The organism is Kribbella orskensis, from assembly GCF_004342085.1.
In the GTDB taxonomy this organism is placed as follows: domain Bacteria; phylum Actinomycetota; class Actinomycetes; order Propionibacteriales; family Kribbellaceae; genus Kribbella; species Kribbella orskensis.
The window spans coordinates 1-22,888 of record NZ_SLWM01000020.1; the positions used below are offsets into that span (position 1 = coordinate 1).

The window sequence follows — 22,888 nt, forward strand, 5'->3', positions numbered from 1 at the left end:
CCACCCTGCACGACCCCCACATCAAGACCTACTACAACCAACTCCGCGGCCGCGGCCTCGGCCACCACGCAGCGCTGCGCCAGATCGCCAACCGCCTCGTCGGCATCCTCCACGGCTGCCTCAAAACCCACACCCCCTACAACCCCCACACCGCCTGGGCCCACCGCACCCAAACCACCGCCGCTTGACACCCCTAACACCAGGGATGTCTGTCGCTCGGTACAGGCAGACGAACCAGCCGAGCCGGCTGAGGCAGGCGTGCCGGGAGTCCCGGTCAACCAGGCGGCGAGCAACATGGTGGTCCCCGCGGCTGAGCCTGCGGACCGGACGCTGGCTGACCGTGGCCGGCACGATCGTCGCGATCGGAACGGCCGCGAGCGGCGAAGACCCGCGCGGTGAAGGGACTGTTCATCGCCGACAACTCCGCCCTGCCGAACGGCCTCGGCGGCCGAACCCGACGCTGACCAGCCAGGCACTGGCCACCCGGACCGCGGAGAAGATCTGCGAGACGTACTTCGGCGGCGACCCGTGGGTGCGGACGGGGTCGCCGGTGGCGTCCACCGACCCGCGGATCAGCGTGCGGTTGGGGCAGCTCGGGCTCTGAACGTGTCCGTCTGACGAACATCGGCGTCCGGGTTGGTCCTGCCACCCGGGCGCCGCTCTTCCTAGGCTCGATGGTGTCCACTCGACCTGGAGGAAAACGATGACGATCACCAGTACGACGGAGTTGTCGGAACTGGCCGGACAGTACGCCGAGCACGGGTTCGTGCTGGTGAAAGGCCTACTCAGCAAGGAGGAGGCGGCGTCGTACCGGGAGACGAGCCACCGCCTGCTGGCCCAGCTCAACCGGGACGACGACCCCACCTGGCAGTCCGCGATGGGGATGTCCGACGCGAAGACCCGGCTGCAGCACCTGCACGACGCGCAGTTCTACGACGCGGCCTTCTCCCGGTTGCTGGTGGACCCGCGGTTCACCGACGTGGCCGCCGCGGTGATGGGGGTGGAGAACGTCCAGCTGCACCACACGAAGCTGTTCGTGAAGCCGCCGGAGAACGGGTCGCCGTTCCCGCTGCACCAGGACTACCCGTTCTTCCCGCACCGGGACCACCGGGTCGGCGCGGCGATCTTCCACTTCGACGACGCTCCCGAGGAGAAGGGCTGCGTGCGGGTGATCCCGGGCAGCCACCTGGCCGGTCCGCGGGAGCACGACCCGGCCGGCTCGTACCACCTGCCCGACGTACCGTTCGACTCCGCCGTGCCGCAGCCGGCCGAGGCGGGTGACGTGCTGTTCTTCACCTACCTGACCGTGCACGGCTCAGGGGTGAACGTCAGCAACGAGCCCCGGACCACCTGGCTCGTGCAGTACCGCGACCCTGCCGACCCGCCCACGGTGAAGACCCACGACCACTCGCTCGGTCAGGGCATGATGCTGAGGGGAGTGGACCCGACCGGCAGGAGTGGCATTTGAGCCTCGCGTCCGTAGCGACAGCGGATCACTTCGTCGACCTTGCGGGGCTCCTGGAGTCCTGCGAGGTCGACGGCTTCCGCGCCGACTTCGTCAGCTGGGGGCACTACCGCCCGGAGTACTGGCGGAACTACTGGCACCACCACTCCTTCCACGAGGTCTGCCTGGCCTTCTCCGGCGAGGGCCGCTTCAACCTCGGTACGGCGGAGTACGACGTGGCCGCGGGGGATCTGTTCCTGGCCCGCCCGGGTGACGTCCACGAGATCGAGTCGAGTCACTCGGAGCCGCTGGGGATCGCCTTCTGGGGGTTCACCTTCCGGCCGGTGGCAGGTGTCTCGGGCAGCGGCTGGTGGTCGGGGTTGACCCGCTCTGAGGGGCCAGTGCTCTCCCGGCGGCTCGGGGGACTGCCGTCCATGGTGGCTGCGCTTGCTGCCGAGGCGGAGGCCCCGCAGTCGGGATACCGGTCGTCTATCACGGCGCTCGGGTCCGCGCTCGTTCTGGAGACGGCCCGGGCCTTCGCGCTGGACGAGGACCTGGAGGTGGAACGCCCGGCCCGCGATCGAGGCTCGTACGTCGTCGAGGCGATGCAGCGGCATCTGCTGGACAACCTGTCCCGGCCGGTGGCGGTCCGGGAGGTGGCGTCGGCAGTCCACCTGTCCGAACGGCACGCCGAGCGGCTGTTCCGGCAGAAGACCGGCGCTTCACTGATGGCCACACTGCGGCTGATGCGGCTCGACCTGGCAGCGCAGTTGCTGCTGGAGGGAAGCGCAACGGTGACCGAGGTGGCGCGGGCGTGCGGCTACTCCGATGTCCGTCCGTTCAGCACAGCGTTCCGGAGCCGTCACGGTCAGTCGCCGACTGCCTTCCGGGCAGCCGGGGGCACCCATCACCTCGCTTCCGAAGGATGACCCTCGCCTTCTGCGCGACCTCTGGACCGCCTGCCTGCCTGGTGCTGCAATGCGGTTGCTCAAGAACTGTGACCATCCCCTGGAGATGACATGAGTCGAATAAGCCGCACGCTCGGCATTGCCCTACTGGCTCTCGTGGTGGCTCTGTTGCCGGCGCTGCCGGCCAGCGCGATCACCGGCGGTGAACCGGACGGCAACGGGCATCCGAACGTCGGACTGATCCTCTTCTACTCACCGGATGGACGCTTCCGCTGCAGCGCGACGCTCGTCTCGCCGACGGTAGTGCTCACCGCGGCCCACTGCACCGACGGCACCCTCGGCAAGACCCTGGTGACCTTCCAGTCGGTGATCGCCGAGCAGCCGCCGTCGCCCTTCCCGGTCGCGGCCAACCCGGCTGCCGGCTACACCCAGGCCGAGTTGGAGGCGGCCGGTTACCTGTCCGGCACCGCGTACACGCACCCGGCGTACTCGAACTTCACCGACCTGGACAACTGGAATGACGTCGGCGTGATCGTCCTGGACCGGCCGCTGACGACGATCACGCCCGCGCGGATCGCACCGGCGACCTACCTCGACGACTTCGGCCAGCCGACACTGAACAAGACCATCTTCACCTCGGTCGGCTACGGCACCGAGGTCCGCAAGCCCGAGTCGGGCCCGCAGAAGCCGCAGCCGATGACGTACCCGCTGCTGCGCCGGTTCGCCGAGGAGCCCGGCCAGAAGCTGACCGACCAGATCCTGCAGGTGAACGGCAACCTCAACGACAACCGCGGTACCGGCGGCACCTGCTTCGGTGACTCCGGCGGGCCGACGTTCCACGGCGGTTACGTGGTGACCGTGACCAGTTACGGCTACACCGGCAACTGTCGCTACCTCGGCGGCCTGCAGCGGGTGGACATCCCGGTCGTGCAGAACTGGTTGGCGACGTTCGGCGTCACCTTCGGCTGAAGGCTCGGCCTCTTCTGAACTGCTCCTCGCGGCGCCTGACCGCCGCGGGGAGCAGTTCGGTCCGTCCGCCGGCGTCCGCTTCCCAGACCGGGAGCACGTCGTTCCGGTAGGAACCCGGTCACGGTCAGCTGGCAGGATGCGCTAATCTGGTGATATGCGAGTGACCCTGCTCCTTATCTAGCCGTACTGGCAACCAGGCGCCTCTGCGCCGGTCAGTGCGGCGACCCCTCCTGTGTGAGGGGTTTTTTCATTTGGCAGCACCTTCTGGCAGGGTTCCCATGACATCTCTAGAACGCAGGAGCACGACGGTGAGCGAGCAGGTGGAGCACGAGGCGGACGCCCCGATCGACCGGGGCGGCTACGACTTCCATGCCATGCAGGCGAAGTGGCGGCCGGTCTGGGAGAAGCTCGACCCGTTCAAGGCCCGCGACGACGGGTCCGCGGAGCGCCGCTACGCGCTGACGATGTTCTCCTACCCGTCCGGTGACCTGCACATGGGTCACGGCGAGGTCTTCGCGCTGCACGACGTGCTGGCCCGGTTCTGGTTCCAGCAGGGCTACGACGTGCTGAACCCGATCGGCTGGGACTCCTTCGGGCTGCCCGCCGAGAACGCCGCGATCAAGCGCAACGAGCACCCGGCGACCTACACCTACGCCAACATCGAGACGCAGGCGGAGTCGATCCGGCGGTACGCGCTGAGCTTCGACTGGTCGCGTCGCCTGCACACGTCCGACCCGGAGTACTACCGGTGGACGCAGTGGCTGTTCCTGCGCTTCTTCGAGCGCGGCCTGGCCTACCGCAAGGCGTCGTACGTGAACTGGTGCCCGAACGACCAGACTGTGCTGGCCAACGAGCAGGTCGTCCAGGGCCGCTGTGAGCGCTGCGGGCACGAGGTGACCAAGCGCGAGCTGACCCAGTGGTACTTCAAGACCACCGACTACGCGCAGCGCCTGCTGGACGACATGGACCTGCTGCAGTGGCCGGAAGAGATCCTGCTGCAGCAGCGGAACTGGATCGGCCGGTCCGAGGGCGCGTTCGCCGACTTCCAGATCGAGGGACGCGACGAGCCGATCAAGGTCTTCACCACCCGGCCGGACACGCTGTTCGGCGCCACCTTCATGGTGGTCGCGCCGGACTCGAAGCTGGCCGAGGAACTGGTCACGCCCGAGCAGCGCGGCGCGTTCGACGAGTACCTGACCGCGGTCAAGGCGTCGACCGAGATCGAGCGGCTGAGCACCGACCGGGAGAAGACGGGTGTGTTCCTGGGCGCGTACGCGACCAACCCGGTGACCGGCGAGCGGATCCCGGTCTGGGCGGCCGACTACGTGCTGTCCGACTACGGAACCGGCGCGATCATGGCCGTGCCCGGGCAGGACTCGCGGGACTGGGAGTTCGCGGAGAAGTTCGGCCTGCCGATCGTGCGGACGGTACAGCCGGAAGAGGGCTTCGACGGCAAGGCCTACACCGGTGACGGACCGGCGATCAACAGCGCCAACGCCGAGGTCGACCTGAACGGTCTGCCGATCCCCGAGGCCAAGGCCCGGATCATCGACTGGCTGCAGGACAAGAGCCTGGGCGAGCGGACGATCAACTACCGGCTGCGCGACTGGCTGCTGAGCCGGCAGCGCTACTGGGGTGCGCCGATCCCGATCATCCACTGCCCGTCTTGCGGCGAGGTGCCGGTGCCGGACGACCAACTGCCGGTGGAGCTGCCCGACCTGCGGGGCGCCGCTCTCGCTCCCCGGGGTATCTCGCCCCTGGCGTCGGCCCGTGACTGGGTCGATGTCGCCTGCCCGAAGTGCGACGGACCCGCCGAGCGGGACACCGACACGATGGACACCTTCGTCGACTCGTCGTGGTACTTCCTGCGCTACGTCTCGCCGGAGTACACCGAGGGCCCGTTCGATCCCGAGGCCGCCCGCCGCTGGATGCCGGCGTACCAGTACGTCGGTGGCAAGGAGCACGCGGTCCTGCACCTGCTGTACGCGCGCTTCTTCACCAAGGTGCTGCACGACATGGGCATGCTGGACGCGGTCGAGCCCTTCACCCGGCTGCTGAACCAGGGCCAGGTGATCAACGAGGGCAAGGCGATGAGCAAGTCGCTGGGCAACGGGGTGAACCTGGGCGACCAGCTGGACAGCTTCGGCGTCGACGCGATCCGGCTGACCATGGTCTTCGCCGGCCCTCCGGACGACGACATCGACTGGGCCGACCTGTCGCCGGGTGGTTCGCTGAAGTTCCTGCAGCGTGCCTGGCGGCTGAGCGGTGCGGTCGAGGCTCCGGCCGGCGTGGACTTCAGCACCGGCGACCTGGCGCTGCGCAAGATCACCCACCGCACGGTGGCCGACGCGACCGAGCTGCTGGAGTCGTACCGGTTCAACGTGATGGTCGCCCGGGTGATGGAGCTGGTGAACGCCACCCGCAAGGCGATCGACTCCGGCCCGGGTGCGGCCGACCCGGCGGTGCGCGAGGCCGTCGAGACGGTGGCGATCCTGCTGAGCCTGGTCGCGCCGTACACGGCCGAGGACATGTGGGAGAACCTGGGACACGAGCCCACGGTGGCCAAGGCCGGCTGGCCGAAGGTCGACCCGGCGCTGCTGGTCCAGGACTCGGTCACCTGCGTGGTCCAGATCGCCGGCAAGGTGAAGGACCGGCTGGAGGTGTCGCCCGACATCACCGACGCCGAGCTGGAGCAGCTGGCGCTGGCCTCCGACGCGGTGCAGAAGGCCCTGGACGGCCGCGGCACACGCAAGGTGATCGTCCGCGCGCCGAAACTGGTCAACATCGTCCCGGCCTGAGACGCTGACCCGATGCGCTCAGAGCTGATCGACGTCGGGACCGGTTCGCGTGAAGTCGTCTTCGACCTGACGAGCAGGTGCGAGCAGTTCGTCGCCGCTGAGGCCCACCAGGCCCAGGGTGACGGATTGCTGCACGTGTTCGTACCGCACGCGACCGCCGGGATCGCGATCCTGGAGACCGGCGCCGGGAGCGACACAGATCTGCTGGCCGTGCTCGAGGAGTTGCTGCCACGCGACTTCCGCTGGCACCACAAGCACGGTACGCCGGGCCACGGCCGCGACCACGTGCTGCCGGCCCTGATCCCGCCGCACGCCTCGATCCCGGTGATCGGCGGCCGACTCACGCTCGGGACGTGGCAGTCGATCTGCCTGGTGGACACCAACGTCGACAACCCGCGCCGGCAGGTCCGGCTCTCCTGGCTGCCTAGTTGAAAGACGAAGCGGTTAAGGGACTACCGGGTAGCCAGTGAATTCCGCATTTTGGTGACTTATCGCGATGTTGCCGATTGCGTTACGCATGCGAAACACGTCTCCGCTTGAATACTTCGCATGGCAGCCCTCGACATCCTGCGTGAACGCTGGCTCGGTCTCGGTACCGAGTTGATCGTCCGCGCGACCCGGAGCATCTGTGACGGCAGCCTGCTGAACGCGGAGACCGGGCGCGCCGTCACCAGCGCGCGGATCGAGGACTGGGTCGGTGTCCTCTCCCTTTACGAGTCCGCCCCGCTTTACGACGCGTCGCATTTCGATCCGCAGAATGAGTCGCTGGCGGTTCGCGCCAGCGCCTGACGCCGCCATTCTTGCGCTCTCAGGAATTCATCGGGGAATCCCTCCCCGGTAACCCTTTGCCAGGCTAGAATCAGCTGTTTGTCCAGCCCGTGGCGGAGCCTGTCCCGTACTGCGGTCACTGGGTGCGTACGGTATCCATGGAGCTGTCACGCTATCTTGTGCGAGGACCTGTGAGGCTCTGAAGGGGTGGCGGGCTTGTCGGACGCGGATGGCCAGGCTGAGGGACGGCGTGGGTTTGCCGATCTCCTGCTCGACCTGAGGGTCCAGGCGGGGCTCTCCCAGGAGGAGTTGGCCGACCGGGCCGGGTTGAGCGTGCGCACGATCCGTGAGCTCGAGGCGGGCCGGGTCGCCCGGCCGCGGAAGGACTCCGTCCGGCTGCTCTCCGAAGGACTCGGGCTGCGCGACGGCGACGCCGGCAAGTTCCTGGCGGCGGCCGGCCACGCGACCGTGCGACCTGTCATCGCGGTCGCCGACCCGGCCCCGACCGGTCTGCGCTGGCGCGGGACCCGGCCGATCCCGGACGGGCTGGTCGGCCGCGAGAAGGAACTCCTCGAGCTCGAGATGCTGCTGCGGCAGAACCGGCTCGTGACCCTGGTCGGTCCCGGTGGCGTCGGTAAGACCGAGCTCGCCCTGGCGGCAGCCGACCGGGTCTCCAGCGTCGACACCTCCGTGGTGGTCGTGGACCTGACCACGGTCCAACGCGACGCCGCAGTACCGTCCGCGATCCTCGACGCCTTCGGAACAGCCCCCGGTACTTCGGACCTCGACGACGTATTGTCCGGCCGTAAGCCCGGTGATCTGGTGATCGTGGAGGACAACGCCGAGCACGTCCTCGACGGGGTCGCCGCCGTCGCCAACCGGATGGTGCGGAGCTTTCCGGGGATCGGCGTGCTCGTCACCTCCCGGATCCCGCTCGGCCTGCCGGACGAGGTCGTACGCCGCGTCCAGGTGCTCGGCGTACCGGCGAACGACACGGATTTCACCGACATCGCGGCGAGCCCCGCGGTCGAGATGTTCTGCCGGCGGGCAGCGCGGGTCCGGCCGGGCTTCGAGCTGACTCCGGAGAACGCGGCGATCGTGGCGCGGCTCTGCCAGCGGCTGGACGGGTTGCCGCTGGCCCTGGAGCTCGCGGCCGCCCGCGCGGGGTCACTCTCGGTCGAGACGATCCTGGCGGCTCTGGACGACCGGTTCCGGCTGTTGTCCGGGCCGCGGCGGTTCGGGGCTCCGCACCAGCGCACGTTGGCCGACACCATCGCCTGGAGCGTGGACGCGCTGTCCGACCCGGCTCGGCAGTTGCTGTACCGCGCGTCGATGCTCGGGTCGCCGTTCACCCTGGACGCGGTGGTCGGGGTGTGTACCGGTGCGCCGATCGAGGCCGCGGACGTGCCGATGCTGTTGGCCGAACTGGTCGACAAGTCCCTGTTGCAGCCGGTGCTGGAGTTCGAGGCGCTCTACGGCGCGCGGTACAAGATGCTGGAGACGATCCGCGAGCACGCGTATGCCGGGCTGTCCTCGCAGGGGAGTGACCTCACCGAGTACCGGGACCGCACGGTCGCCTGGTGCGCGAAGTACGTGGTGGGCCTGGACGGCGCCTGGTCCAGCCCGGACCGGGACCGGCGGTACAGGGCTGCCAACGCGAACTCGGCCACCTTCGAGGTGGCCCTGGAGCGCGCGGCGGAGCTGGGCGAGTGGGACACGGCTGCGCAGATCGTGCTCGGGTTCCGGATCGCCTGGCAGTACCAGGCGAGCGTTGCCGAGAGTGGCATCCAGTGGGCGAGCGTCTGCGCGGAGAACGTCCAGGACAAGGAGATCAGCGGCCGGCTGCTGGCTATCGCCGGGCGGCTCTCCAACCTGACCGGCGACGTCCGGGCAGCTCGGCGGCACTACGGCGAGGCCCGGACGCTGGTCGCACCCGAGTCGGAGATGGGCCTGATGGCTCGTGGCGGCTGGGTGTCGTCCGGCTCGCTGCTGCTCGATACCCAGAGCCTGGCGGAGATCCCGACTCTGGTGGCCGATGCCCGCGGGCACGGCGACGTGCAGCGGTCTGCCACGGTCCAGGCGATCTCCGGGCTGGCGCTGGCGCGCTGGGGGCGGTTGCCCGAGGCAAAGGAGCTGCTGCTCGCCTGGGAGGCCGCTCTGGTGAACCCGGGCGTCTACCCCGACGAGATTGCTTACATGGCGCTCAGCCGGGTCGAGCTGGAGCTCGGCAACCTGGAGGAGGCCCGCCGCTGGGCGGAACTGGCCCGGGAAGCCCAGGCGTCGGACGACCCCGAGCGGACAAAGGTGGCCGGCTGCCTGGCGATGGTGGAGTTCCAGGCGGGCAACTACGAGTTGGCCGGGGAACTGCTCGATGAGGCCGACGCAGACATCCGGGGCCATCGCGGCTACTTCGACTATCTGGTGATGCTGTACCGGAGCCGCCTGGCCCGGCGTACCGGTGATCTCGAGCAGGCCGGGCTCTCGATCCGGGACGCGGTGCACCGGCTCCAGGTCGAGGGACGCGTGGTGTACCTGCTGGACGTGCTCCCTGAGGCTGTGGCGGTGCTGCACGGGCTGGGGAAGTCGGAGCAGGCGGACGAGCTCTGCGGGAAGCTCTTGGCCTGGCAGCGGACGATGGACCCGCCCATGCTTCCGACGGCCTGGGCGGTACTGCAGGAATCCTGCGAAAGCGCCGAGGTGGCAGAGGGCTGGCCGCAGCCCGATCCTGCCGAGGCCGTGCGCCGCCTCGCCGACGACGTCCTCGCCGCCCTTTCCTGACCCCGCCCGCCCCGCGTACGCCGTACCGGGGTGGTCTCTGCCTGCCCGGTGATTCTGCGGCGGGGCTGATGCTGTGGTGGGCCGAGCGGCCTCTTCCTGCCATCGTCTGCCCGGCTCGGGCCGACCGTTGAGGTGACCTTTCGTGACGCCGATCGGCGGAAGCTGCCGGGAAGCTGCCGGGCTTTCTGCCTCGTCCGGACATACCCGGCGGAACCAGAATTACAGCCGTAGGACAGGTTCCACGAGACAGAGATCCGAGACCGGGTTCGAGTAACAAGGGCAGAGAATGGGGGCGGTGATCGTGACGAGGCAGACACGATGCACCGGACTGCCGGGAAACACTTCGAGCCCGGAGCAGGCGACGCGGAGGACATCCGACGGCCGGACGGTGGGGGCGCCGAACAGCTGTCGAGATCTCCGGGGTGCTGCCACGCGCGGGTCTGTCCTACCTCACACCGGGGGCCGTGCACCGTCAGGGCACGCGACCCGGGGAGGGGCCCCAGCAGCGATCAGGCACACGACACAGGGGACGAGTGCCGGTCCGGTTGACACGGGAAAGCCGGCGGGTCTGGTCACCCGCCGGTGGGTCAGCCGCTGGGGCCTCCCGGGGGGATCGGTGGTGAGCCGCACAGGGGGACGGCTCGTCGCCATGCCGGTACCAAGCGCAGTGAGCTGACACCGAGGGGGAGTCAGCTCCACCGGCGAGGTGGAGGCCAGCGGAGGGGTTGGCCACCACCTCGCCATGCGCACGCGCTTTGCCGCACCCGTCGCGCTGGTGCTGCAGGTTGCCCAGCGCGACGTTCTTGCGGCTCTACGTCTTGCTCAGCACCTCCGCCTTGTCGAAGGCATAGCCGACCATCCAGCTCGGTTCGAGCCGGCAGTAGACGATGTCGTCGCCCCAGCTCGACGGGGAGCTGCCGTAGTGCGCCACCAGGTGCTCCTCGATCGCCGGGAAGTCTGGGTGCTCCGGCTCGAGGAACTCCACCTGGCCGTGGCTGAACACGCCGATGCGCTCGCCGTCGACGTACGAGATGCTGGCCGCCGGCCGGGCCCGCAGGTGGCGCGCCTTGGCCGCCGTACCAGAGGTGGTGAACACCCATCGGGCGTGCAGGAAATGACCGTCCACCGCGCTGATCCGCGGCTCGCCCTTGGCCGTGACGGTGGCCAGGTTGAGCGTGCACATGCCGGTCAGGACTGCCGCCAGGTCCGCCGCGGTGAGCTTCCGCGAGTCGGTGATGATGGCGCGCAGATGCTCGGTCGAGCGATCGTAGGCCGCGTCCAGCAGCCGCTGCAGTTCGGTGACTTCCTCCTTGGTCTCCTTCATCTGCTGAGTCTGACACCGGGCGCCGACGAAAACTGTCCGGTAACCTCGCTTCATGTCAGCCCGCGTGCACGTCGTCACGGACTCCACCGCGGGTCTGTCGGCGCACGAGGTGCTCCGGCACCCGCTGACGGTGGTTCCGCTCCAGGTCGTCATCGGCGGCACGTCGTACGACGACGGCGCGACCAGCTCCGACGCGGTCGCGGACGCGCTCAAGACGTTCACCCCGGTCTCCACCAGCCGGCCCGCTCCGCAGTCGTTCGCCGACACGTATGCCGAGGTCGCGGCAGCCGGGGCCGAGGCGATCGTGTCCATCCATCTCTCCGGGGACATGTCGGGCACCTTCGAGGCCGCGATGATCGGGGCGAAGGAATCGCCCGTGCCGGTGCGAGTGGTCGACTCCCGGTCTCTGGGGATGGGGCTGGGGTTCCCGGTGCTTGCCGCTGCCGCCGCGGCTGCCGCCGGCGAGGACATGGCCGGCGTGGAGGCCGCCGCCCGGGCGCGGATGGCCTCGATGTCGGCGTACTTCTATGTGGACACGCTCGAGTACCTGCGGCGAGGCGGCCGCATCGGCGCCGCCCAAGCCCTCCTCGGTACTGCGCTCGCGGTCAAGCCGCTGCTCACCATCAGCGGCGGGCGGATCGTCCCACTCGAGAAGGTCCGTACTTCGAGCCGCGCGATCGCCAGGCTGGCCGATATCGCGGTGCAACGTGCGGGAGACGGTCCGGTCCAGATCGCGGTGCACCATCTGGCGAATCTCGACAAGGCACAAACCTTGGCGGACGGTCTGGCGGAACGGCTGCCGCAGGCTGAGGAGATCGTTCTGCGCGAGGTCGGCGCGGTGATCGGCGCCCATGTCGGGCCTGGACTGCTGGCTGTAGTCGTCGCACCGCGCTAGTTGCCCGCTTCGGACCTGGTTGCTGCTTCGGACCTGGTTGTCCACAGGGTGTCGGACGGATCCGTTCTGCCGGGTCCGAGGCTCGTACTTTCTCTGGCGTGAAGGTCACACGCCGTACACCAGCACCGCCCGATCCAGGTGATCGCCTGCGCTCCCTGGCGAGGCTCAATGCCGCCTCGCCACGGACTGCGCGAGGCGGGAATTCACTGGGTGATGCCTCACCGCCGGGAGTTGTGCGGGACGGGGAGGTGCTGGGCGGCGCCGACGAGGTGCGAGGAGATGAGGAGGTGCGCGGTGGATGGGTTCCGGAAACGATGCTGCCCGATCAGTTGCGGGGGAGCAGGTTCGCGTTGTCCCCACGCCATGTCGTGGTGGTCGCCCTCGTCCTGGTCATCGGCCTGGCCTGGGCCGGCTGCTCAGTACTCCGAGCCCGCCCGCAGGTGGTCCCCGACCCGCAGCCCTCCGCCAGTCTTGTCCCTGGCACCCCGGTCCCCACTCCACCAGGTGCCTCTCCGTCGGCAACTCCGTCATCGGGGTCTGTGGTGGTAGTTCATGTGGCGGGAAAGGTACGGCGGCCCGGCCTGGTCCGCGCGAAACCGGGCTCCCGGGTCGCCGACGTCCTCGCGATGGCAGGCGGTGCCCTCCCCGGCGTAGACCTGACCACCCTCAATCTCGCGCGCCCCGTCACCGACGGAGAACAGATCCTCGTCGGCGTCTCCGGTGCCCCTCAACCCAGCGGCACCCAACCCGGCTCACCCACGACACCCGGCACCGCGACCGGAGAACCCGTCAACCTCAACACAGCCACACTCGCCCAACTCGAATCGCTCCCCGGCGTCGGCCCGGTCCTGGCCCAGCGAATCCTCGACTGGCGAACCGAGCACGGCCGCTTCACCTCAGTAGACGAACTCCAGGAGGTCACCGGCGTAGGCACCAAGAAGTTCGAATCCCTCAAACCCCATGTCCACGTCTAGCCCACCCGCCCCCGACCCAGCCGCCGCCGACCCAGCCGCCCCCGACCCACCTGCCCCCGGCCAGCCGGCGCCTTCCGAGGAGCAGGCGACTCGCGAGAGGCCCGACCTGCGGCTGCTCGTCCCTGCAGTCACCGGCTGGCTGACTGCCGTCTGGCTCGTCTCCCAGGCTCCGGTCACCTCGGTCCTTGTGGCAGCGGTGGCCCTGGCCGCCACGGTTGGCCTGATCCTGCTCCACCGTCAGCGGACTCGGCCTCAGGGGCCGACTCCCTCCTCCACTGGCCGGGTGACGGCGATTGGAGTAGGGGTTGTCGTGGTGGGCATGGGCTTGGCAGCCGCCCTACAGGTGCAAGGCCTGAGGTCCGGTCCCGTCATGGACTTGGCTTCGTCGGGTGCGGCAGTGAAGGTCCGTCTGAAGATCGCCAGCGATCCGTCGGTCCGCAGCGGATCCGGCACCCGGCGCCCGCCTTATGTGGTGCTCAAGGCAACGATCGAGGAGGTGACCGGCAGAGGCACGACAACCCAGGTTCGCACCCCGGTCCTGGTGATCGGCTCAACGAATTGGCAGAGGCTGCGATTCGGCCAACATGTCGAGGCAACGGGGCAACTCGAGTCGGTTGAAGCCGGCTCGGACGTGGCCGCGATGCTGTCGTCCCGTTCGACCCCGCGCGTGCTCGACGAACCGTCCTGGTGGCTGCGAGCCGCCGAGCAGGTCCGCGCGGGTTTGCGGGAGTCAGTAGCCAACGAGCCGGAAGCTGTCCGCGGCCTAGTACCCGCGCTGGTCATGGGGGACGAGTCCACCCTGCCACCGGAGCTGGTCGAAGACTTCAAGACCACCGGCCTGACCCATCTCTCCGCAGTCTCCGGGACGAACCTGACCCTGCTGCTGGCGTTCGTCCTCCCGCTCGCCCGGCTGCTGGGAGTACGGTCCCGCGGGCTGACCGTCGTGGGCCTCGCGATCGTGGTGGTCTTCGTAATCCTCGCTCGGCCTCAACCAAGCGTGCTCCGAGCGGCCGCGATGGGTTTGGTCGCCCTGGCCGCCATGACAGGAGGCGGAAGACGCGCGGTCCGAAGTCTCTCCGTCGCGGTTATCGCCCTGCTATTGCTCGACACCTCGCTCGCCAGATCCGCAGGATTCGCGCTCTCAGTCCTGGCCACCGCAGGCATCGTCCTCCTCGGACCAGCCTGGCGAGACGCCTTGGCACGCTGGATGCCCGACCGCCTGGCCGAAGCGATCTCCTGCCCCTTGGCCGCCCAGATCGCCTGCACACCAGTCGTTGCGTGGCTCTCCGGCCAGGTCTCCCTGGTTGCCGTAGCAGCGAACCTGTTAGCCGGCCCAGCTGTCGGCCCAGCAACAATCCTCGGCTTCGCCGCAGCCGGGATCGCCTTACTGAGCACGAATCTGGCCCAACTCATCGGCTGGCTAGCAGGCTGGCCGGCCCGCTGGATCATCCTCATCGCCCAACAGGGCGCAGACCTCCCCGGCGCCACGAACGCCTGGCCGGCCACGGTGATCGGCGTTGGCGTCCTAACCGTCCTATGCCTGGCCCTGACCTTCAGCCTTCACCGCATCCTCGCCCGCCCCGTCGCCATGCTGCTAACCCTCACCATCCTGGCGGTAGTCGTACTCCGCCCAGTCGGCCCAATCGGCTGGCCACCCGACGACTGGTTGATGGTCGCCTGCGACGTGGGCCAAGGCGACGGGCTTGCCTTATCCGCCGGCAAGGGTTCCGCGGTAGTAGTCGACACCGGCCCGGACCCCACAGCCATGGACCGCTGCCTGCAAGACCTGGGCGTCAAGTACATCCCCGTACTAGTCCTCAGCCACTTCCACGCCGATCACGCCGGCGGCCTGGCCGGCGTACTCCGCGGACGAACGATCGGCGAGATCGAGGTGACCCCGTATTTCTCCCCGCCAGCCGAGTACAAGCGCGTGACCGACCTGGCCACTCAGCACCGAATCCCCATCCGCACAGTCACCCTCGGCGAACGCCGAACCGCCGGCCCTGTCACCTGGACGACCCTCTGGCCGGCCAAGGTCCCGGCTCTCCCGGAATCAGGCAAATCCTCGGCAACCCCCACTGATGAAGGCTCCCCGGAGAACAACGCCAGCATCGCCATGATGGTCGAAACCAGCGGTCTCCGAATCCTCCTCACCGGAGACCTGGAACCCGAGTCCCAGCGAGCAGTCCTGGCAAGTGGCGCCGACCTCCGCGCCGACGTCCTGAAAGTCCCCCACCACGGCTCAGCCCAACAAGACCCCACCTTCCTAGCCGCCACCCACGCCCGCCTGGCCGTAATCTCCGCCGGCCAGGACAACGACTACGGCCACCCCGCCCCCCGAACCCTGGACCTCCTAACCCACCAAGGCATGAAAATCGCCCGCACCGACACCACCGGCTCCCTCTCCCTGTCAACCCCCGACAACCACCTCGCCCTAACCACCCATCCCACCCCCTGACCCACGCCGCACCCACGCGACCTCAGCGTCCGGTGCCTGCTCCTGGTGGGTAGGTCGTGGTGGCGGTGGGGGATTGTCGGAGGGGCATGGCATGCTGGCGGGCGTTATGGCTGCTCGAAAGAACTCTGCGCCCAAGCTCGGCGACGTGCTGCTGGTCACCGGTTCGGAGACGTTCCTCGCCGACCGGGCTGTTCGTTCTGCGATCGCGGCTGTCTCGAAGGGGACTGCCGACGTCGAGGTCACCGACCTCGGCGGCGCGGACCTCGACGTCGGCGTGTTCGCCGAACTGACCGGCCCGTCCCTGTTCGCGGCCGAACGAGTGATGGTCCTGCGAACCCTCGAGAACCTCCCGTCGGAGATGGTGCCGCACCTGCTCGACTACGCGGCCTCACCCTCCGACGACGTCCTCGTCATCCTGGTCCACTCAGGCGGCCAGAAGGGCAAGGCCACCCTCGACAAGCTGCGCAAAGCCTCAGTCAACGAGGTGGTCGCCACCGCCCCCAAGACCTGGGAGCTGCCGCAGTTCGTCGTCGGCGAGATCCGTCTCCTCGGCGGCAGCATCGACGAGCGAGGCGCCGCCGCCCTGGTCGACGCCGTCGGCCACGATCTCCGCGCCCTCTCCGGCGCTTGCTCTCAGCTGGTCTCCGACTCCGGCGGCCAACCGATCAACCCCGACCTCATCGGCCAGTACTTCGGAGGCCGCGCGGAGGTGACCAGCTTCGCCGTGGCGGACGCGGCGATCGCAGGACGTACCGAGCCCGCCCTCGAGCAGTTGCGCTGGGCCCTCGATTGCGGAGTAGCCGCAGTACTGGTGACCAGCGCCATGGCTGGCGGCCTCCGCGGACTGGCGAAGTACACGAGTGCTCCCACCGGTCTTCGCGAAGCAGACTTGGCCCGCGAGGTCGGCGTACCGCCGTGGAAGCTCAAAACGCTCAGACAACAGGCCCGGGGCTGGACCGCCGGCGGCCTGGCGACCGCCATCAAGGCAGTAGCTCAAGCCGACGCGGACGTAAAGGGTGCTTCGGGCGACGCCGGATACGCCCTCGAACGCATGGTGATAACAGTCAGCAACGCCCACGGCCGCCGTTGACCCGGCTGCGCGTCACCCGCGAGCAGGCGGTGTCGTACCGACTGCGCGTGAATCACCTGGTGGACCGGCTGCCGGCGGGTTCGTACGAGGAAGCGGCGTACGTCGGCCTGCAGGACACCGCACCTCGTGACGCACTCCTGGGCCTCCACGCTCGAGTCGCGGGCTGCGAGCCATCCGGCTGGGAACACCCGTCCCTGATCCAGACCTACAGTCCGCGTGCGGCGGTGTTTGTCCTGTCCCGCAAGGACTTCGGCGTCTTCACTCTCGGCAGACTCCCGCTCGACGCCGACGCAGTTCGGACCATCGAAGAGGCGGCAGAAAGCGTGTGCCAGGTGCTGGACGGACGCGAGCTGCGCGGAGGGCTTCCCGATCTGCGCCTAGCTTGCGCGAGCGGCAGGATCGCCCTGCGGTGGACGACCAGCTCGCTGTGGGCGCGCGAAGTCCCGAGGCCGGAGGTCGATCTCGACGAAGCTCGCAAGGAGCTCTGCCGACGTCACGTTCACCGGTTCGCTCCGACCGCCCCGAAGGCGTTCGCCTGGTGGGCCGGGCTCCCCGCCGCCGATGCGCGCCAGATCTGGAATTTCCTGTCCGAGGAGCTGCTCGAAGTGGACTTCGAGGGCACGCGCGCTTGGATACCGAGAGCCGAGGAGACGTCCTTCGAAGGGGCAACGACCCCGCGCGGAACGCGATTCCTGGTCGAGCCGGATCTCCGGCTTCTCGGCCGGGACCGGGACGGCCTCTTCATCGCCCCGGGCAGACGGACCCTGACCCCAGCCTCGGACACGTTTCACCCCAACGGCATCCTCGTCGACGGCCGAATCGTTGGCGCCTGGGGCCGAAAAGGCAGCCGAGTAGACATCAGGCTCTCCGAACACCTCACTCCCGCCCAGCACAACGACCTGGCCGCCGAAGTCGCAACCTTCCCCCTCCCCAACCCACAGCTATCCACCGCGCCCGAGTCATTCCGTAGCTGACCTGAGCTCCCTGGACCGTTCCCGAGGCGCAGCTGGGAGACCCGCCGACGCCGACGCCGAGCTGGCCGACAAAGGCGCCGGGCTGGACGCCTAGCGCGGCGCTTCAGTCGGTGAGGGCGTCCAGGATGGCTGCTTCTACGGGATAGGCGGCGCTTCGGTCTGCCAGCGGGAACGGCTCCAGCAGGTGAATGCCCGGCTGGGTGATCATCCGTGGGCCGGTGCCGCGGTGCGGCCAGGAGGCTGCGTGGACCAGAAACGGGTGGCAGAGGTAGACGTCACCCGCGGCACCCGTCGCCTCGGTGACCGGTCGGTCGGCGCTCGCTTGTACCACCGGCGGGCCGGCCTCGGCCGGAGCGAGCCCCTCGTCGCCTGCGGGAGCCAGTACGCGAGCGGCGTCGACGTGGGAGCCGACGCGGATCCGGGTCGGAGCATCGTCGGGACCGACATCGGTGAGAAGAAAGATCGCGAGCAGGCCCCGCTCGCGACTCCGGATGTTCGCCCGCCAATCTGTGCCGTTCCAGTAGCTGGTCTCGATGTGCCAGCCCGCGTCGTTCGGATCAGCGGGATGCGGGAAGCGAACGGGAATCGTCCCACCCATCCCTTGGCGCTTCCACCACTTGTCCGGCCCGATCAGCTGGTCGTACGCCTCCCACAACACCTTTGCCGTCCCGGCCGCAGCGAAGGGCCGCCCCTTGTCGCCTTCCTCGGGACTGTCTATCCGCACAACAGGTGCCGTCCAGGACCCAGCGTCATCCCGCCCGACGCCTCGCCCCTCCAACTCCTCCCAGATCACATCCACACAGGCATCCACCACAGGGCGGGGTACGGCACCCCGAACCACCACAAACCCGTCCCGCCCAAACGCCGCGACCTCAGCATCCGACAACATGCCAGCACCCTTTGCCACCCGCCCCTCACCGTCAACCCAATTCCCACGCTCCTGAAGGCGGCGTCGGTCTCCGAGAACCCTCGGAAACCTGTCGAACGGTGTCGAGCCCGTTCGTAGCCAGGGTGAGAGACGCCTGACCCGTCATCTGCAACCTCTACTGAAAGTCACTCACATGGAACCGATCGCGCGCCGCCTGTGTCAGCAACTGCTGGAACCTATCCACCTCGTCAGCTACATGTCCGACGAGCCGACCGAGGCGCTCCAGGCCCTCGGCTTCAAGGGCTACTGGCCGGGCTATTTCGCCACCCGGGTGGCGACCAGCGCGCCGATGGAGGGACGGATCCTGTACGCCGGCCTGCGGTCGCTCCCCGTGCCTGGCGAGCCGGTCGCCCGGCTCTGGCACGCGGCGACGCTGCTGCGCGAGCACCGAGGCGACGGCCACCTTGCCGCGCTGGTCTCCGCCGGCATCGGCGGGCAGGAGGCTCACGTGCTCCACGCGCTCTCCCTGGGCATGACACCGGAGGAGTACGGGAGGCTGAACCCCCTCACGCCGATGCAGCTGGCCGCGATCGTGGACGGTCTGTGCGCTCGCGGTCTCGTCGACGCCTCGGCTGCGCTCACCGCCGCCGGGCGCGAGACCAAGGACCGCATCGAGTCGGTCACCGACGCCCTCGCCGCTCCCGCGTACGACAGCCTGGAGCCGGGCGAGGTGGCCCAGCTCATCGCCGACCTCGAGCCGCGGCGGCAACGATCGACTCTGTCGGCTACTAGACGTACCTGGTCACGCTGCGGCCGGTTCCAGTGTGTCTGGTGACGCCACGTCGACGTTCGGGAAGGGGCGGGGCTGAGAGTAGCGGGGGGCTACTGAGTCAGGTTCCGGGTACGCGAAAACGATCGGCCGGGTCCCGGGGGACTGGCCGATCGTTTGGGCGGTGTCAGAGGGAAGCGGCCTTCTTGAAGATGGACGACTTCCGGTTGGCGGCCTGGTTGGCGTGGATGACGCCCTTGCTGGCAGCCTTGTCGAGCAGGCGGGCGGCGACGCGGGCCTGCTCCTGAGCCTTCGCGGTTTCGCCGGCGTCGGCAGCCTCACGGAAGCTGCGAACAGCCGTCTTGAGGGTCGACTTGACCGACTTGTTGCGAAGCCGCGCAGCCTCGTTCTGGCGGTTGCGCTTGATCTGGGACTTGATGTTCGCCACGGATGCAGAGCCTCGATCAGAGATTGGGATCAGTACAGGAAAGGGTGGTGCGTGCACGGGTGAGTACCAACGCACACGCGCGAACAGACAGATTAGCAACAAGCCCCCGTCAGCACCAAACCGAGAGATTGCCGGAACAACTGCTCTGAAGCTGCTCTGTGGGGTGCTTCAACTGACCTTCCACCTGTTCCTCCCGGTATCGCGGTGATTCCTGGTGACACGGGTAGGACTGAGCGTGACATCGCGGGAGGGGGACGGCATACTCGGGCCCTCGTGGCGCCGATCACCGTGGGGGTGTGTGCGGTCGTCACACCGGTCACCCAGCTCCGTCCCGCCTGGAGGAACTTCGTGTCAGCTCCCGCCCGCCGCCGCTTCAGGGTGCTCGCCGTCGCTACCGCGACGGCCACCGCCCTGGTGGTCGCCCTCGGCAACCAAGCCACCGCCAGCACGAGCGCCACCGAAACCGCGAAAGCCTCGGCAACGACACGAGCCGCGACAGGGGAAGGCAACCCTGCCGCGAACGAGGTCAAGGAATCACCCACCGGCGCGTACATCGTCCAGCTCGACGACGCACCCGTAGCGGAGTACGACGGTGATATCGCGGGCCTCCCTGCCACCCGCGTTCTCCCGGGCAGCAAGTTGATCCGCAGCGCAGGTCAGGTGGTCTCCTACCTGCAGCATCTCGGCCGCGAGCGGAGCCGGCTGCTCGACGCGGTCCCGGACGTGAAGAAGCTGTACGACTACAACTACACGTACGCCGGCTTCTCCGCGCAGATGTCGCACGACGAGGCGGTCAGGCTCGCCAAGTCGTCCGGCGTAAAGAGCGTCGAGCCGAGCGAGATGCAGCATCAGGACACGGTCGACACCCCGCGGTACCTCGGCCTCTCCGGCAACGGCGGCGCTTGGCAGCAGGCGGGCGGGATCGACAAGGCCGGTGACGGCGTGATCATCGGCATGATCGACTCTGGGTACGTCCCGGAGCGGGCCAGTTTCGCGCCGCTGAAGACCACCAGGGAGTCGGACGCCCTGATCGCCAAGAAGTGGAAGGGCACCTGCCAGGTCGGCACCGAGGCACCGGTCGCCTGCAACAACAAGGTCATCGGCGCCCGGTACTTCGACGCCGGCATCGGCAACCGCCCGATCCCCGAGGAGTACCGCTCGCCGCGGGACTACGGCGGCCACGGCACCCACACGGCCAGTACTGCCGCCGGCAACTACGGCGTCGACATGAACGTGCTCGGCCGGGACTACGGCAAGGGTTCGGGGATCGCGCCGCACGCCAGGCTCGCCATCTACAAGGTGCTCTGGGCGGTCGACGCCACCGGCGGCGGCTCCGGCACGGACGCCGACATCGTCGCGGGCATCGACGCGGCGGTCGCCGATGGCGTGGACGTCATCAACTACTCGATCTCCGGCTCCGGCTCGACCTTCGTGAACGCGACCGGCCTGGCCTTTCTCCGGGCGGCCAAGGCCGGCGTCTTCGTGGCGACCAGCGCGGGCAACACCGGCCCCGGCGTCAGCACGGTCGGCAAGAACTTCCCCTGGGTCACGACGGTTGCCAACGGCACCCATGACCGCGAGGTCCAGACCACCGTCACCCTCGGCAACGGCAAGTCCTACACGGGTGCGGGCATCGGAGCAGGTACGCCGAGCGCGCCGGTGATCCTGGCGAAGGACGCGGGCCTGCCGGGTGCCAACCCGACCAACCTCGTGCTCTGCATGCCGAACACGCTCGACCCGGCGAAGGTGACTGGGAAGATCGTCGTCTGCGATCGCGGTGTCAACGCTCGCGTCGACAAGAGCCTGCAGGTGAAGAACGCCGGCGGTATCGGCCTGATCCTGGTCAACCCGACCCCGGGCACGCTCGACTCCGACCTGCACTCCGTGCCGACCGTCCACCTGGACCACGTCGCCGCCCCCGAGATCAAGGCGTACGTCGCGGGCGCCGCGTCCCCGACCGCGCAGATCGGCGCAGCGCAGACGGTGCGGGTGAACGCGCCGAAGGTCGCGAGCAGCTCGAGCCGCGGCCCGTCGCCGGCCGGCAACGGCGACCTGCTCAAGCCCGATGTGATGGCACCGGGCACGAACGTGCTCGCCGCGACCAGCGCCTTCAGCGCCGCGGGTGGTCAGTACGCGTTCATGAGCGGTACTTCGATGGCGTCTCCGCACATCGCCGGCGCCGCGGCGGTGCTCAAGAGCAAGTACCCGACCTGGTCCCCGATGGCGATCAAGTCCGCCCTGCTCACCACCGGCACCTCGCTCGACACCAGCGGCAAGCCGATCCGGAACGACTCCGGCTCGCCGGGCAGCCCGTTCGGGTACGGCGCCGGCCTGGTCCAGCCGAAGCCGGCGATGGACCCGGGCCTCGTGTACGACTCGTCGTACGACGACTGGGCCAGGTTCGTCTGCGCCTCGGGTCAGGTCGCCGAGACCCACGAGCTGTGCGCGAAGGGCAAGGTCGACCCGAGTGACCTGAACTACCCGACCATCGCCATCGGGGATCTGGCCGGCAGGCAGACGGTCAAGCGGACCGTGCGGAACGTCGGCAAGCTCCCGGAGGTGTACGTCCCGAACGTCGAGGGTCTGGCCGGGGTCAAGGTCACCGTCACGCCGAAGCTGCTCGTCGTACTGCCGGGCCGTACGGCGACGTACCGGGTGACCTTCGAGCACAACGGGGCGCCGCTCGAGCAGTACTCGTTCGGCAAGCTCACCTGGCGTTCCGCCCGGCACGTGGTGAGCAGCACGCTGGCAATCCGGCCGCTGACGGTCAAGGCGCCGGTCCAGGTCAACGGGAGCGGCACGAGCGGCTCGGTCTCGGTGCCGATCACCGCCGGCTACAGCGGCACTCTCTCGACAACTGTGAGCGGGCTGACGGCCGCGACCGTCGGCGAGGCCACTCTGCGGAACCCGGGCGGGGTGTCCTTCCCGACCACCAACCCGGCGGCCAACGAGCACGTCGCCAAGTTCACCGTCACCGTACCGGCGGGGACCAAGCACGCCCGGTTCTCCACCTTCGACGCGGACTACCCGGCGGGCACAGACCTCGACGTGTTCGTCTACAAGGCCGGTACTACGGCTGTGCTCGGCAGCAGCACGGGTGGTTCGGCAGAGGAAGAGGTCAACCTCCCGACGCCTGCAGGTGGTTCGTATGACGTCTACGTTGACCTGTTCTCCGGTGCAGCCGAGCAGGCCGTCAAGCTGAACCACTGGGAGCTCGGCGACGCGACAGGCAACCTCACGGCGACCCCGGCCTCGCAAGCGGTGACAGCGGCCGGTCAGGTGTCCGTCACCGCAGCCTGGTCCGGTCTGAGCGCCGGCACCCGCTACCTGGGCCGTCTGGGCTACTCGGACGGCGCCGACGGCTCCGGCTCCACGATCGTCCGTGTAGACAGCTAACAGAAACGCTGACTGCCGGGACCCCGC

18 protein-coding genes and 1 pseudogene are annotated in these 22,888 nt (G+C 68.8%); 16 read left to right on the forward strand and 3 right to left on the reverse strand.

All coding sequences use genetic code 11. The features are described from left to right. From EV644_RS34455 to EV644_RS34495, 9 genes and pseudogenes are all read left to right on the forward strand, one after another. Positions 1 to 188: pseudogene (locus tag EV644_RS34455) on the forward strand (hypothetical protein); the annotation flags it as partial. A 152-nt stretch (positions 189 to 340) separates the two neighbouring features. Then, on the forward strand, positions 341 to 604 hold the full coding sequence (locus EV644_RS34460; protein WP_199240159.1) for a hypothetical protein: 264 nt from the start codon (positions 341 to 343) through the stop codon (positions 602 to 604). A 99-nt stretch (positions 605 to 703) separates the two neighbouring features. After that, entirely contained in the window at positions 704 to 1,468 is a 765-nt protein-coding gene (locus EV644_RS34465) for a phytanoyl-CoA dioxygenase family protein (protein WP_132194352.1), read from the forward strand. Beyond that, entirely contained in the window at positions 1,465 to 2,373 is a 909-nt protein-coding gene (locus EV644_RS34470; protein WP_132194350.1) for a helix-turn-helix domain-containing protein, read from the forward strand. Before EV644_RS34465 ends, EV644_RS34470 begins: the two co-directional genes overlap by 4 nt. A 90-nt stretch (positions 2,374 to 2,463) precedes the next feature. Continuing rightward, on the forward strand, positions 2,464 to 3,321 hold the full coding sequence (locus EV644_RS34475) for a trypsin-like serine protease (RefSeq protein WP_132194348.1): 858 nt from the start codon (positions 2,464 to 2,466) through the stop codon (positions 3,319 to 3,321). 308 nt (positions 3,322 to 3,629) lie between these two features. Then, positions 3,630 to 6,119 carry a leucine--tRNA ligase gene (gene leuS, locus EV644_RS34480; protein ID WP_132194346.1) on the forward strand — a complete coding sequence of 830 codons (2,490 nt, stop codon included), beginning with the start codon at positions 3,630 to 3,632 and terminating at the stop codon, positions 6,117 to 6,119. 12 nt (positions 6,120 to 6,131) lie between these two features. After that, positions 6,132 to 6,551: a YjbQ family protein gene (locus EV644_RS34485; protein ID WP_132194344.1), complete on the forward strand. Its 420-nt coding sequence runs from the start codon at positions 6,132 to 6,134 to the stop codon at positions 6,549 to 6,551. 117 nt (positions 6,552 to 6,668) lie between these two features. Then, positions 6,669 to 6,908 carry a hypothetical protein gene (locus EV644_RS34490; protein ID WP_132194342.1) on the forward strand — a complete coding sequence of 80 codons (240 nt, stop codon included), beginning with the start codon at positions 6,669 to 6,671 and terminating at the stop codon, positions 6,906 to 6,908. Between the two features lie 195 nt (positions 6,909 to 7,103). Continuing rightward, positions 7,104 to 9,665 carry an ATP-binding protein gene (locus EV644_RS34495; protein WP_132194340.1) on the forward strand — a complete coding sequence of 854 codons (2,562 nt, stop codon included), beginning with the start codon at positions 7,104 to 7,106 and terminating at the stop codon, positions 9,663 to 9,665. An 811-nt stretch (positions 9,666 to 10,476) separates the two neighbouring features. Here the strand turns inward: EV644_RS34495 and EV644_RS34500 are convergent. Continuing rightward, the gene (locus EV644_RS34500; RefSeq protein ID WP_132194338.1) at positions 10,477 to 10,989 is read right to left on the reverse strand and encodes a pyridoxamine 5'-phosphate oxidase family protein; all 513 of its coding nucleotides are present in this window, start codon (positions 10,987 to 10,989) and stop codon (positions 10,477 to 10,479) included. A 52-nt stretch (positions 10,990 to 11,041) separates the two neighbouring features. On the opposite strand from EV644_RS34500, the gene EV644_RS34505 reads away from it, so the two are divergent. The 5 genes from EV644_RS34505 (at position 11,042) to EV644_RS34525 (ending at position 17,380) form a co-directional block, all read left to right on the forward strand. Beyond that, positions 11,042 to 11,884, forward strand: coding sequence for a DegV family protein (locus EV644_RS34505; protein ID WP_132194336.1), 843 nt, complete (start codon positions 11,042 to 11,044; stop codon positions 11,882 to 11,884). Positions 11,885 to 12,117: 233 nt separating this feature from the next. Continuing rightward, positions 12,118 to 12,858, forward strand: a complete 741-nt coding sequence (locus tag EV644_RS34510) for a ComEA family DNA-binding protein (RefSeq protein ID WP_241999213.1) — start codon at positions 12,118 to 12,120, stop codon at positions 12,856 to 12,858. A gap of 397 nt (positions 12,859 to 13,255) precedes the next feature. After that, positions 13,256 to 15,316, forward strand: coding sequence for a ComEC/Rec2 family competence protein (locus tag EV644_RS34515; protein WP_241999212.1), 2,061 nt, complete (start codon positions 13,256 to 13,258; stop codon positions 15,314 to 15,316). Between the two features lie 91 nt (positions 15,317 to 15,407). After that, positions 15,408 to 16,406, forward strand: a complete 999-nt coding sequence (gene holA, locus EV644_RS34520; protein ID WP_241999211.1) for a DNA polymerase III subunit delta — start codon at positions 15,408 to 15,410, stop codon at positions 16,404 to 16,406. Between the two features lie 47 nt (positions 16,407 to 16,453). Continuing rightward, positions 16,454 to 17,380, forward strand: coding sequence for a DNA glycosylase AlkZ-like family protein (locus tag EV644_RS34525; RefSeq protein WP_158293007.1), 927 nt, complete (start codon positions 16,454 to 16,456; stop codon positions 17,378 to 17,380). A gap of 103 nt (positions 17,381 to 17,483) precedes the next feature. On the opposite strand, the gene EV644_RS34530 is transcribed toward EV644_RS34525, so the two are convergent. Next, positions 17,484 to 18,269: a phytanoyl-CoA dioxygenase family protein gene (locus EV644_RS34530; protein WP_132194330.1), complete on the reverse strand. Its 786-nt coding sequence runs from the start codon at positions 18,267 to 18,269 to the stop codon at positions 17,484 to 17,486. A gap of 172 nt (positions 18,270 to 18,441) precedes the next feature. On the opposite strand from EV644_RS34530, the gene EV644_RS34535 reads away from it, so the two are divergent. Next, entirely contained in the window at positions 18,442 to 19,083 is a 642-nt protein-coding gene (locus tag EV644_RS34535) for an SCO6745 family protein (protein WP_132194328.1), read from the forward strand. 121 nt (positions 19,084 to 19,204) lie between these two features. Here the strand turns inward: EV644_RS34535 and rpsT are convergent, their stop codons facing one another. Next, on the reverse strand, positions 19,205 to 19,465 hold the full coding sequence (gene rpsT / locus EV644_RS34540) for a 30S ribosomal protein S20 (RefSeq protein ID WP_132194326.1): 261 nt from the start codon (positions 19,463 to 19,465) through the stop codon (positions 19,205 to 19,207). A gap of 348 nt (positions 19,466 to 19,813) precedes the next feature. On the opposite strand from rpsT, the gene EV644_RS34545 reads away from it, so the two are divergent. After that, positions 19,814 to 22,861 carry a S8 family peptidase gene (locus EV644_RS34545; RefSeq protein ID WP_132194324.1) on the forward strand — a complete coding sequence of 1,016 codons (3,048 nt, stop codon included), beginning with the start codon at positions 19,814 to 19,816 and terminating at the stop codon, positions 22,859 to 22,861. Positions 22,862 to 22,888 lie beyond the last annotated feature (27 nt).

Bases quoted from the DNA above. Each gene is read 5' to 3' on its own strand.
- EV644_RS34465 (WP_132194352.1), top strand. From the start codon at position 704: ATGACGATCACCAGTACGACGGAGTTGTCGGAACTGGCCGGACAGTAC.
- EV644_RS34475 (WP_132194348.1), top strand. From the start codon at position 2,464: ATGAGTCGAATAAGCCGCACGCTCGGCATTGCCCTACTGGCTCTCGTG.
- EV644_RS34485 (WP_132194344.1), top strand. From the start codon at position 6,132: ATGCGCTCAGAGCTGATCGACGTCGGGACCGGTTCGCGTGAAGTCGTC.
- EV644_RS34490 (WP_132194342.1), top strand. From the start codon at position 6,669: ATGGCAGCCCTCGACATCCTGCGTGAACGCTGGCTCGGTCTCGGTACC.
- EV644_RS34500 (WP_132194338.1), bottom strand. From the start codon at position 10,989: ATGAAGGAGACCAAGGAGGAAGTCACCGAACTGCAGCGGCTGCTGGAC.
- EV644_RS34505 (WP_132194336.1), top strand. From the start codon at position 11,042: ATGTCAGCCCGCGTGCACGTCGTCACGGACTCCACCGCGGGTCTGTCG.
- holA (WP_241999211.1), top strand. From the start codon at position 15,408: ATGCTGGCGGGCGTTATGGCTGCTCGAAAGAACTCTGCGCCCAAGCTC.
- EV644_RS34530 (WP_132194330.1), bottom strand. From the start codon at position 18,269: ATGTTGTCGGATGCTGAGGTCGCGGCGTTTGGGCGGGACGGGTTTGTG.
- EV644_RS34535 (WP_132194328.1), top strand. From the start codon at position 18,442: ATGGAACCGATCGCGCGCCGCCTGTGTCAGCAACTGCTGGAACCTATC.